The organism is Pseudomonas sp. FW300-N2A2 (assembly GCF_017351735.1).
Lineage (GTDB): Bacteria > Pseudomonadota > Gammaproteobacteria > Pseudomonadales > Pseudomonadaceae > Aquipseudomonas > Aquipseudomonas migulae.
Map to the genome: position 1 here is coordinate 178,589 of NZ_JACNDU010000003.1, position 12,141 is coordinate 190,729.

Below are 12,141 nucleotides of genomic sequence, written 5' to 3' on the forward strand. Positions count from 1 at the left end.
GGGATAGGCAACATCAATTACTGAAAGGCCGCCAGTGTAGCGAATTCAGTCGACCAACGTGCTCCAGTCGAAGGGCCGCGCAAAGTCGCCGACGTCCTCGGCCATCATCGGCCGCGCCACCAGGAAACCTTGCACGTACTCGCAGCCATTGGCTTGCAGCCATTCATATTGCGCGACGGTTTCCACGCCTTCGGCGATCACCAGCATTCCGTACTGCTTGCACAAGTCGATCACATTGCGCACCAACGCCGCATCCCGCGAAGAGTCCGGCAACCGGGCGATCACATGCCGGTCAAGCTTGAGCGTGTCCAGTTCCAGGTCCCGCAGATGCGATAACGAGCACGGCCCGGAGCCGAAATCATCCAGCGCCACCCGCACCCCCAGATTGCGCAGCAGGCGCAGTTGTTTGCGGGTTTCATCGGGATTGTGCATCAAGGCCTCTTCCGTTACCTCGACCTCCAGATGCCGCGCCTGCAAGCCATGGCGCTCCAGTACCTGACGCAACTCGGTGACCAGATTTGGCATGCCGAACTGTGTACTGCTCAAGCTGACGCCCAGCACCAAATCTTCGGCAAACAAGGTTTCCCAGGCTTTGCGTTGCCCGGCGCCGCGATGATAAATCCAGCTGCCCAGACGACTGATCAACCGCGCCTCTTCCAGCAACGGCAAAAACAGCCCCGGCGGCACGTCGCCGACGCTCGGATGCTGCCAGCGCAGCAGGGCTTCGAACCCGCGAATCTGCCCTCCGGCAATGGCCACCTGCGGTTGATACACCAGATTGAAATCGCGGTTTTCGATGGCGGTGCGCACACTTTCTTCGAGCATCAGCCGTGAGCGCGCGCGACCGTTCATGTCATGGTCATAGAAGCGATATTGCTGACGCCCGGCACGCTTGGCTTCGTACATGGCGATGTCGGACGCTCGCAGCAAACCATCGAGATTGGCCCCGCAATCCGGATACGTGGCGATGCCGATGCTGGCCCCGAGGGCGATATCCAGCCCATCGATCTGCTGACAGATCGACACCCGCTCAATCAGCTTCTCGGCAATCTTGGCCGCTTGCTCGGGGAACTCCAGATCGAGCAGCGCCGTGAACTCATCGCCGCCCATGCGCGCCAGAATGTCGAAGGGTCGCAAGCAAGCCTTCAGCTGTTCGGACACCCAGCGCAACACGCGGTCACCGGCATCGTGACCAAGGGAATCGTTGACCCGTTTGAAACCGTCGAGGTCGAGGTACAGCAACACCCAGGCGCTGTCGTTACGCTCACCGCGCAGCAGCAGGTTTTCCACGGTCTGATAGAAACCACGGCGATTGAGCAGGCCGGTCAACGGGTCGGTCACCGCCTGGAACTCCAGCTGCTGATGCAGATGACGCACCACCGACATGTCCAGCACCGTCACCACCATCGCGTGTTGCTCGGTTGGCAACGGCGCGCATGAAAGTGCGACAGGCACCTGCTGGCCCGGCGCTGTACGCAATAGCGCATCGTGCAGGCGCAGGGTTTCGCCGCGTTTGTAACCGGCCAGCAGTTCTGAATCGGCCCAGACCGGAATATGCGGCTTTTGCAGGTAATCCAGAAACTCTTTGCCTTGCAGGTCTTGCACCGTGGCATTGAGCAGTCGCGACATCGCCGGGTTGGCAAAGCGGATCAGGCCGTCCTCGCCGACCACCAGGATGCCTTCGGCGGCATTGTCCAGCACCGAGGCGTTGAAGGCGCGCGCGACCTCCAGATCGTGGCTCAGGCGCTGCAACGCCCGGCGATTGCGCTGATGCTCCAGCAGCGCCTGGACTTTGGGCTTGAGAATCTGCGGGTCGAACGGTTTGAACAGATAATCCACCGCACCACTGGCGTAGCCCTTGATCACGGCATCCTGGGACTGTTCGTTGGCGGTGAGGAAAATGATCGGCGTGAGACGGGTGCGCTGACTGCCGCGCATCAGGCGCGCCACTTCAAAGCCATCCATGCCCGGCATCTGCACATCCAGCAGCACCAGGTCGATATCGTGTTCGAGCAGAAGGCCGAGGGCTTCGAAACCGGACGCAGCAGTAATGACCTGCCAGTCCTGGCGCTGCAGCAACGCGCGCATGCTGATCAGGTTTTCAGGGTAATCATCGACGATTAAAAGGGTTGAGCTGCCTTCGGCTGGCGTGGGTTGCGCGCATTCCATGCTGCTTCTCTATGTCGGGGCGTCAGGCCGGTTTCTCGTGAAAACCGGACAAATGTTACGTCTTCACTCTAGACCGGGATTCGCGAAAGCAGAAGATATCAGTACGCCATCATTTAACTAAAGGGTTCATTGCCCGACTAACGGTCGCCTCTACAGCCCGCTAAAACCGGGAAAGATGGCCTTTTAACAGGATTTTGACGTCATCCATTTGTCAGACAGACGTTAACAAAATAGCCTTCTACGCTTATAAAGACCGCCCCCAAAGGCGCGTGCTAGAGCTTCTGGTACGTCCGTGCCGCAAAAATTCGTGGAAGCTTTGCCTATGATCGATCTCGCATCCTGGAACCTCAGCGTTCCCGTCGGTAACCCGCCGTACACCGTTGAAACGGCCAAACTGGTGAATGGGTTCAAGGATCAATACTTCCACTCCGACACCGGCACACTGTTTTTCTGGTCGCCGGTGACTGGCACCCGCACCGAAAATGCCAAATACCCCCGCACCGAACTACGGGAAACCTACAGCAACGGCACCCTGAAAAACTGGTACTACCCGGACGCCGACAATTCCCTGCGCGCCACCCTGGCGGTGAACCAGGTGCCGAGCTCCGGCAAAATCGTCATCGGCCAGATCCACGCCTACGAAAGCCAGAAACCCATGGTGAAGGTCGAGTATCAGTACAAGACCACCACCAAGACCGGCAACATCGTCGCCAAAGTGCGCATGCACCCCGATGACGACGTAGGCCGGGTAATCACCATCGCCACCGGCGTGAAACTGGATCAGGAGTTCTCCTACCTCATCCACCTCAGCCCTGGCGGTGCGCTGGGCATCAGTGCCGCGGGTTATCAGTGGGACACCAACATCAGCGCCACGTGGCGGGTCAAACCCCTGTACTTCAAGGCCGGGGTGTATGTGCAGGACAACACCGGGTACACCAGTGAAGGCGGTAAAGTGACATTTAGCAAACTGGATATTGATCACGATAAGTGATGTGAATCACGGCTGAACCTGTGGGAGCGGGCTTGCTCGCGATGGCGGAGTGTCATTCAACGTTGAAGTCGCCTGACACCCCGCCATCGCGAGCAGGCTCACTCCTACAATGACCGCATTTAACCAAGAGTCATCGCCCATAAAAAAACCCGCCTCTCGGCGGGTTTTTTGTGCAACTCAAACGCTGAAGGCTTAGTTAACCTTGGCGTTCAACTCACCTTTCAGATAACGCTGATACATGCCTTCCAGCGAAATCGCTTTGATCTTCGAAGCGTTACCGGCAGTGCCGAAGGCTTCGTAGCGAGCGATACACACATCACGCATCGCAGTCACGGTCGCGCCGAAGAACTTACGCGGGTCAAATTCGCTCGGGTTGGTGGCCATCAGGCGACGCATCGCACCGGTGGATGCCAGGCGCAGGTCGGTGTCGATGTTGACCTTGCGCACGCCGTGCTTGATGCCTTCGACGATTTCTTCAACCGGTACGCCGTAGGTTTCTTTGATGTCGCCGCCGTACTGGTTGATGATCGCCAGCCACTCTTGCGGAACCGAAGACGAACCGTGCATCACCAGGTGGGTGTTCGGGATGCGTTTGTGGATTTCTTTGATGCGGTCGATGGCCAGCACGTCGCCGGTAGGCGGCTTGGTGAACTTGTACGCGCCGTGGCTGGTGCCGATGGCGATGGCCAGGGCGTCAACTTGAGTGCGTTTGACGAAGTCGGCAGCTTCTTCCGGGTCGGTCAGCATCTGGCTGTGATCCAGAACGCCTTCAGCGCCGATGCCGTCCTCTTCACCGGCCATGCCGGTTTCCAGCGAACCCAGGCAGCCCAGCTCGCCTTCTACCGATACGCCACAGGCGTGAGCCATGGCTACGGTTTGTTGGGTAACACGGACGTTGTAGTCGTAGTCGGTCGGCGTCTTGCCGTCTTCGCCCAGGGAGCCGTCCATCATCACCGAGCTGAAGCCCAGTTGAATGGAGCGCTGGCAGACGTCAGGGCTGGTGCCGTGGTCTTGGTGCATGCACACCGGGATGTGCGGGAATTCTTCGATTGCCGCCAGGATCAGGTGACGCAGGAACGGTGCGCCGGCGTATTTGCGAGCACCGGCCGACGCCTGGACGATCACCGGGGAGTCAGTCTTGTCAGCGGCTTCCATGATGGCGCGCATCTGCTCAAGGTTGTTGACGTTGAAGGCTGGAACGCCGTAGCCGAACTCGGCTGCGTGGTCCAGCATCTGGCGCATGCTGATAAGTGCCATTGTGTGTGTCTCTCCCGGTTTGGGTCGTTAATCGTGCCAGCCTGCCGGAGCGGCGGCGGCTATTCAAGTTATTGCAGATCGGGGGTTAATCCAGTCCGCTCATTCGGTATTACGCAGAAACCCTGTAGGAGCGAAGCTTGCTCGCGAAAGCGGTTTAACTGACACCACATGCGTTGAATGTGGCGCCCTCTTCGCGAGCAAGCTTCGCTCCTACAAGCTTGGCACAAGCCTTCAATTACTCGGCTTTACAACCGCGGCCGATCAAATCGTTGGTGGCGACCCAGTAAACCAGGCCTTCCTCACCTTTTATGTGAAACGCCAGCATGTCGTTGCTGTACAGCGAACCTTCGGCGCCTGGCTCAAGCTTCAGGCGATAGACCTGATCGGCCCCACCGAGGCGCACGTCGACGGCCTTATGGCTGTCGTCAGTGTAGCGCCAGACCACTTTGGCCTGGCTGTCGCAGGTCCAGGTGGCCCAGCTGTCCGTTGATTGGGCCGGCTTGAACAGGTCAAAATTCGAGCAACCTGCCAGCAGCACCAGCGCCGTGATGGCGATAAAACCTTTCATCCGTGTTCCTCGACTGACGGCGCACGCTGCCAGCCCTGAGTAAGGAGTCAGACCCGTCAAGGACAACCATGTTCCTTGGCGGGGGTCTGTGTTTCGTATTTGTCCAGGCCATCAGGCCCGGAACGCTTGTTGAGCACCGGGTTGGTTTCCGCTTGCCAGTCAGCCTGGTAGCAGCTTTTTTGTACCGATTGCGGCGCAGGTTCCGGTGCGGCCTTCGGGTTACTCCCGCAAGCCGCCAGTGAACCGGCGACGATCAACAGCGCTAGCGTCTTGACCATCTGAACACTCCTTTGCCTGGTCAAATCAGCGACCTCAGGCCTTGGCCCGACTTTCCAGGACTTCTACGGCCGGCAACACTTTGCCTTCGACGAATTCGAGGAATGCGCCGCCGCCGGTAGAAATGTAGGAGATCTGATCCGCTACGCCATATTTATCAATGGCCGCCAGGGTGTCGCCGCCGCCCGCGATGGAGAACGCCGAGCTTTCAGCGATGGCCTGGGCCAAGACTTTGGTGCCGTTACCGAACTGGTCGAATTCGAACACGCCGACCGGGCCGTTCCACAGGATGGTCTTGGACGACTTCAGCAGCTCGGCGAAATTCGCCGCGGTCTGTGGGCCGATGTCCAGGATCATGTCGTCTGCCGCCACATCGGCGATCAGCTTGACGGTGGCGGTGGCGCTTTCAGCGAATTCCTTGGCGACTACCACGTCGACCGGCAGCGGCACGCTGACTTTGGCGGCGATGGCGCGAGCGGTGTCCAGCAGGTCCGGTTCGTACAGGGACTTGCCGACCGGGTGACCGGCTGCGGCCAGGAAGGTGTTGGCAATGCCGCCGCCGACGATCAGCTGGTTGCAGATCTGGCTCAGGCTGTTCAGCACGTCGAGTTTGGTCGATACCTTGGAACCGGCAACGATGGCTGCCATTGGTTGAGCCGGAGCGCCCAAGGCTTTACCCAGTGCGTCCAGTTCAGCGGCCAGCAACGGGCCCGCGGCCGCGACTTTGGCGAACTTGGCCACGCCGTGGGTCGAACCCTCGGCGCGGTGAGCGGTGCCGAAGGCGTCCATCACGAACACGTCGCACAGGGCGGCGTATTGCTCGGCCAGTTCGTCAGCGTTCTTTTTCTCGCCCTTGTTGAAGCGCACGTTTTCGAACAGCACGATGTCGCCGGCCTTGACGTCAACGCCGCCCAGGTAATCGGCAACCAGCGGCACTTCGCGGCCCAGGGCCTTGCTCAGGTAGTCAGCGACAGGCTTGAGGCTGTTCTCGGCCGAGAACTCGCCTTCAGTCGGACGGCCAAGGTGCGAGCAGACCATCACGGCCGCGCCTTTTTCCAGGGCCAGCTTGATGGTCGGCAGCGAGGCCAGGATTCGCGCATCGCTGGTGACAACACCGTCCTTGACTGGGACGTTGAGGTCTTCGCGGATCAATACGCGCTTACCTTGCAGATCGAGGTCGGACATCTTCAACACGGTCATGGGTCGCACTTCCTACGGTTTTTTTGAAGTTGCTGTTTGCAGATAGTGTTCTGCAACGTCCAGCATTCGGTTGGCAAAACCCCATTCGTTGTCGAACCAGGCCAGGATGTTCACCAGCCGTGGGCCGGAAACTCGGGTCTGACTGGCATCGACGATCGCCGAATGTGGGTCATGGTTGAAATCACAGCTTGCGTGGGGCAGCTCGGTGTAGGCCAGCAGGCCTTTGAGCGGGCCGCTGGTGGCAGCCTCGCGCAGAATCCGGTTGACCTCGGTGGCGTCGGTATCGCTCACGGTCTGCATCGTAATATCGAGGCAAGACACGTTCACCGTCGGCACCCGCACGGCTTTGGCCTGAATTCGCCCGGCAAGTTCCGGCAACAGGCGTTCGATGCCGCGCGCCAGACCAGTGGACACCGGAATCACCGACTGAAACGCCGAACGCGTACGGCGCAGGTCTTCGTGGTGATAGGCGTCGATCACCGGCTGATCGTTCATCGCCGAGTGGATGGTGGTGATCGACACGTACTCCAGACCGATGGCCTGATCCAGCAGGCGCAACAGCGGCACGCCGCAGTTGGTGGTGCAGGATGCGTTGGACACCAGCAGCTCGTCGCCGGTCAGGCAATCCTGGTTCACGCCGTAGACGATGGTGGCGTCGACATCCGCCTCGCTGGCCATCGGCTGGGAAAACAGCACGCGTGGTGCGCCGGCGTCGAGGAAACGCTGACCGTCTTCACGGGTGTGGTAAGCGCCGGAGCACTCCAGCACCAGATCCACGCCCAGGGACGCCCAATCGATGCCTTCGGGGGTGGCACTGCGCAGGACCTTCACGCAGTCGCCATTAATATGCAGACAATCGCCGTCGACCTTCACCTCGCCGGGAAAACGCCCGTGAGTGGAGTCGAAGCGTGTCAGGTATTCGATGCTGGCCATGTCCGCCAGATCGTTGATCGCGACAATTTCAAACCCGGCCGCCGAGCCTCGCTCAAACAACGCACGCAAGACGCAACGACCAATCCGGCCGTAGCCGTTGAGTGCAACTTTGTAGGGACGCGGTTGAGGCATGGGGTTCTCGATTACCGTGGTGAATCCGTTAGTGCAGCGTTGAATGTTCCATCGTCATCGCGAGCAGGCTCGCTCCCACATGGACGGTGTAGAACCCTGTGGGAGCGAGCCTGCTCGCGATAGCGTCAGATCAGACGACGCAACTTCTGGATCAGTCTTCCAGCAGCTCTTCAGCCTGACCCAGGATGTTTTCCAGGGTGAAGCCGAACTCTTCGAACAAGGCTGGCGCAGGCGCCGACTCGCCGTAGGTGGTCATGCCGATGACGCGACCTTCCAGGCCCACGTACTTGTACCAGTAGTCCGCGTGAGAGGCTTCGATGGCGATGCGGGCGCTGACCTGCAACGGCAGGACCGATTGCTTGTAGTCGGCGTCCTGGGCATCGAACACGCTGGTGCACGGCATCGAAACGACGCGTACTTTACGACCCTGCTCGGTCAGCTTGTCATAAGCCTGAACCGCCAGGCCGACTTCGGAACCGGTGGCGATCAGGATCAGCTCAGGCTCGCCTGCACAGTCCTTCAACACGTAACCGCCACGGGAGATCTCTTCGATCTGAATCGCGTTGCGGGTTTGGTGCTGCAGGTTCTGACGCGAGAAGATCAAGGCCGAAGGACCGTCCTTGCGCTCCAGTGCGCACTTCCAGCTCACCGCCGATTCCACGGCGTCGGCTGGACGCCAGGTGTCGAGGTTTGGCGTGCAGCGCAGGCTGGCCAGTTGCTCGATAGGCTGGTGAGTCGGGCCGTCTTCGCCCAGACCGATGGAGTCGTGGGTGTAGACGTGGATCACGCGCTGCTTCATCAAGGCCGACATGCGCACAGCGTTGCGGGCGTATTCCATGAACATCAGGAAGGTCGCGCCGTAAGGCACCAGGCCGCCGTGCAAGGCAACGCCGTTCATGATGGCGGTCATGCCGAACTCGCGTACGCCGTAGTACATGTAGTTGCCGCTGGCGTCTTCAGCCGTGACGCCTTTGCAGCCTTTCCACAGGGTCAGGTTGGAACCGGCCAGGTCAGCGGAGCCGCCGAGGAACTCAGGCAGCAACGGGCCGAACGCGTTGAGAGCGTTCTGGCTGGCTTTACGGCTGGCGATGGTTTCGCCTTTGGCAGCGACTTCAGCGATATAAGCATCGGCTTTCTCGGTGAAGTCGGCCGGCAGATCACCGCTCAGACGACGAATCAGTTCGTTCGCTTCGGTCGGGAAAGCGGCGGAGTAGGCAGCGAAACGCTGGTCCCACTCGGCTTCGGCAGCGCGGCCGGCTTCCTTGGCGTCCCACTCGGCGTAGATGTCGGCCGGGATTTCGAACGGACCGTGGTTCCACTTCAGTGCAGTACGGGTCAGTGCGATTTCCGCGTCACCCAATGGGGCGCCGTGGCAGTCTTCTTTACCTTGCTTGTTCGGCGAACCGAAACCGATGGTGGTCTTGCAGCAGATCAGGGTCGGCTGCGCGCTTTTGCGAGCGGTCTCGATGGCGATTTTGATCTCTTCAGGATCATGACCGTCGACGTTGCGGATCACCTGCCAGTTGTAGGCTTCGAAACGCTTCGGCGTGTCATCGGTGAACCAGCCTTCGACTTCGCCGTCGATGGAGATGCCGTTGTCATCGTAGAAGGCGATCAGTTTGCCCAGGCCCAAAGTACCGGCGAGCGAGCCGACTTCGTGGGAAATGCCTTCCATCATGCAGCCATCACCCAGGAACACATAGGTGTGGTGGTCAACGATGTTGTGGCCCGGACGGTTGAACTGCGCCGCCAGGACTTTTTCAGCCAGGGCAAAACCCACGGCGTTGGCCAGACCCTGGCCCAGTGGACCGGTGGTGGTTTCAACGCCCGGGGTGTAGCCGAGTTCCGGGTGACCCGGGGTGCGGCTGTGCAGTTGACGGAATTGCTTCAGGTCATCGATCGACAGGTCGTAGCCGGTCAGGTGCAGCAGCGAGTAGATCAGCATCGAGCCGTGGCCATTGGACAGCACGAAGCGGTCACGGTCGGCGAACGATGGATTGCTCGGGTTGTGCTTCAGGTAGTCACGCCAAAGTACTTCGGCGATATCCGCCATACCCATCGGGGCACCGGGATGGCCGCTGTTGGCTTTTTGCACGGCATCCATGCTGAGGGCACGAATGGCGTTGGCACGCTCACGACGGCTGGGCATCGCTGATCTCCTAGGGTTTGAATAAAACGAAACGGAAAAAAGGCGAGCATTTTCCCTCACAGGCATGCCTCGCGGCAATGACAGATAGTCATCTGAAGGCGTTTTTCCAATGGATAAAGACGGTTTCGGCTGGTGAAACCTTTCTGCTATTCGTTTGTAGAGCGGAACAAGTCATCAGAAGTGCCACCCATCGAGCAATATCAAAACTTTTTGATATTGCTCTTGCGGTACTTTCTGACCGTCACTAGACTGCTGGCCCTATGAATTTACGCGTGCCTTCCATTCAACATGACGAGAGCGATGAGCTGGCGGCCCTGTGCAAGGCCGGTGGCGATCCTCTGCGGCTGAATGTATTGCGCGCGCTGGCCAACGACTCGTTTGGCGTACTCGAGCTGGCGCAGATCTTCGGTATTGGCCAGTCGGGCATGAGTCATCACCTCAAGGTACTGGCCCAGGCCGACCTGGTGGCGACGCGCCGTGAAGGCAACGCGATTTTCTACCGTCGCGCCCTGCCCCACACCGACCTGCTCGGCGGCAAGTTGCACGCAGCGCTGCTCGAAGAAGTGGACAACCTGACCCTGCCTGCCGATGTGCAGTCGCGGATCGGTCAGGTCCACGGGCAACGCGCAGCGGCCAGCCAAGACTTTTTCTCACGGGTCGCGGAGAAGTTTCGCGCCCAGCAAGACCTGATTGCCGGCCTGCCGCAGTACCGCGAAAGCGTGGTGGCCTTGCTCGATAAACTGAGCTTCAGCGAAGGCGCCACGGCCATCGAAGTCGGCCCTGGCGACGGTGCTTTTCTGCCGGAACTGGCGCGCCGTTTCACTCACGTCACCGCGCTGGACAACAGCCAGGCGATGCTCGAATTGGCGCGGCAGGTCTGCGAACGTGAAACGCTGGCTAACGTCAGCCTGCAACTGGCCGATGCATTGAATGGCGTAAGCCTCAAGGCCGATTGCGTTGTACTGAACATGGTGCTGCACCACTTTGCCGCGCCGGCCGATGCGCTCAAGCACATGGCCAAATTGCTGCAACCGGGCGGTAGCCTGCTTGTGACAGAGTTATGTAGCCACAACCAGAGTTGGGCCAGGGAGGCCTGCGGTGATCTCTGGTTGGGGTTTGAACAGGACGATCTGGCCCGTTGGGCCACCGCTGCGGGACTCGTTCCCGGGGAAAGCCTCTATGTAGGCTTACGTAATGGTTTCCAGATTCAGGTCCGCCACTTTCAGCGGCCAACTGGCGACACTCACCATCGGTAAATTCAGGAAAAAATCGAGATGAGCGAATACTCCCTCTTCACCTCCGAGTCCGTGTCCGAAGGGCATCCGGACAAAATCGCCGACCAGATTTCCGATGCGGTGCTGGACGCCATCATTGCTGAAGACAAGTTCGCCCGTGTGGCGTGCGAAACGCTGGTAAAAACCGGCGTGGCAATCATCGCAGGTGAAGTCACCACGTCGGCCTGGGTCGACCTGGAAGAAATCGTGCGTAACGTCATTCTGGACATCGGCTACAACAGCTCCGATGTCGGCTTCGACGGCGCCACTTGCGGTGTGATGAACATCATCGGCAAGCAGTCCCCTGACATCAACCAGGGTGTTGACCGTGCCAAGCCTGAAGATCAGGGCGCCGGCGACCAGGGCCTGATGTTCGGCTACGCCAGCAACGAAACCGACGTGCTGATGCCAGCACCGATCACGTTCTCGCACCAACTGGTTCAGCGCCAGGCCGAAGCCCGTAAATCCGGCCTGCTGCCTTGGCTGCGCCCGGACGCCAAGTCGCAAGTGACTTGCCGTTACGAAGGCGGCAAGGTTGTCGGTATCGACGCCGTTGTACTGTCGACCCAGCACAACCCTGAAGTGTCGTACAAAGACCTGCGCGAAGGCGTGATGGAGCTGATCGTCAAGCACGTGCTGCCTGCCGAACTGCTGACCAAAGACACCCAGTTCCACATCAACCCGACTGGCCAGTTCATCATTGGCGGCCCAGTGGGTGACTGCGGTCTGACCGGTCGCAAGATCATCGTCGACAGCTACGGCGGCATGGCCCGTCACGGCGGCGGCGCGTTCTCCGGTAAAGATCCATCGAAGGTTGACCGTTCCGCGGCCTACGCCGGTCGTTACGTGGCGAAGAACATCGTCGCTGCTGGCCTGGCCGAGCGTTGCGAGATTCAGGTTTCCTACGCGATCGGTGTTGCCCAGCCGACTTCGATCTCGTTGAACACCTTCGGCACCGGCAAAATCAGCGACGACAAAATCGTCAAACTGGTTCGCGAAGTGTTCGACCTGCGTCCATACGCAATCACCACCATGCTTGACCTGCTGCACCCGATGTACCAGGAAACCGCAGCGTACGGCCACTTCGGTCGCACCCCGGCGACCAAGACCGTGGGCGAAGACACCTTCACCACGTTCACCTGGGAAAAAACCGACCGCGCCGACGACCTGCGTTCGGCTGCCGGCCTGTAAG

The 12,141-nt window shown here is 59.8% G+C and carries 10 protein-coding genes; 3 read left to right on the forward strand and 7 right to left on the reverse strand.

Translation table 11 applies throughout. The features are described from left to right. Positions 1–45: 45 nt before the first annotated feature. Positions 46–2,169, reverse strand: coding sequence for a bifunctional diguanylate cyclase/phosphodiesterase (locus J4E42_RS06425; protein ID WP_207284857.1), 2,124 nt, complete (start codon positions 2,167–2,169; stop codon positions 46–48). Between the two features lie 322 nt (positions 2,170–2,491). Between J4E42_RS06425 and J4E42_RS06430 the strand changes: the two genes are divergently transcribed. Then, entirely contained in the window at positions 2,492–3,160 is a 669-nt protein-coding gene (locus J4E42_RS06430) for a polysaccharide lyase family 7 protein (protein ID WP_207284858.1), read from the forward strand. A gap of 192 nt (positions 3,161–3,352) precedes the next feature. On the opposite strand, the gene fba is transcribed toward J4E42_RS06430, so the two are convergent. The 6 genes from fba to tkt form a co-directional block, all read right to left on the reverse strand. Beyond that, the gene (gene fba, locus J4E42_RS06435) at positions 3,353–4,417 is read right to left on the reverse strand and encodes a class II fructose-bisphosphate aldolase (RefSeq protein WP_007981624.1); all 1,065 of its coding nucleotides are present in this window, start codon (positions 4,415–4,417) and stop codon (positions 3,353–3,355) included. A gap of 235 nt (positions 4,418–4,652) precedes the next feature. Beyond that, positions 4,653–4,985: an MliC family protein gene (locus tag J4E42_RS06440; protein ID WP_008045002.1), complete on the reverse strand. Its 333-nt coding sequence runs from the start codon at positions 4,983–4,985 to the stop codon at positions 4,653–4,655. Between the two features lie 56 nt (positions 4,986–5,041). Next, a complete protein-coding gene (locus tag J4E42_RS06445; RefSeq protein ID WP_008033291.1) occupies positions 5,042–5,263 on the reverse strand; it encodes a hypothetical protein in 222 nt (73 codons plus the stop codon). A gap of 34 nt (positions 5,264–5,297) precedes the next feature. Then, positions 5,298–6,461: a phosphoglycerate kinase gene (locus tag J4E42_RS06450; RefSeq protein ID WP_207284859.1), complete on the reverse strand. Its 1,164-nt coding sequence runs from the start codon at positions 6,459–6,461 to the stop codon at positions 5,298–5,300. Positions 6,462–6,473: 12 nt separating this feature from the next. Beyond that, positions 6,474–7,526 carry an erythrose-4-phosphate dehydrogenase gene (gene epd / locus J4E42_RS06455; RefSeq protein WP_008033294.1) on the reverse strand — a complete coding sequence of 351 codons (1,053 nt, stop codon included), beginning with the start codon at positions 7,524–7,526 and terminating at the stop codon, positions 6,474–6,476. Positions 7,527–7,677: 151 nt separating this feature from the next. After that, on the reverse strand, positions 7,678–9,675 hold the full coding sequence (gene tkt, locus J4E42_RS06460; protein ID WP_207284860.1) for a transketolase: 1,998 nt from the start codon (positions 9,673–9,675) through the stop codon (positions 7,678–7,680). 260 nt (positions 9,676–9,935) lie between these two features. Between tkt and J4E42_RS06465 the strand changes: the two genes are divergently transcribed. Together J4E42_RS06465 and metK are read left to right on the forward strand one after the other, a co-directional pair. Beyond that, positions 9,936–10,931 (forward strand): metalloregulator ArsR/SmtB family transcription factor, encoded by a 996-nt coding sequence (locus tag J4E42_RS06465; protein WP_207284861.1) that lies wholly within the window; start codon positions 9,936–9,938, stop codon positions 10,929–10,931. A gap of 18 nt (positions 10,932–10,949) precedes the next feature. Further along, complete coding sequence (gene metK, locus J4E42_RS06470) at positions 10,950–12,140, forward strand: methionine adenosyltransferase (protein ID WP_008033298.1); 1,191 nt, start codon at positions 10,950–10,952, stop codon at positions 12,138–12,140. Position 12,141 lies beyond the last annotated feature (1 nt).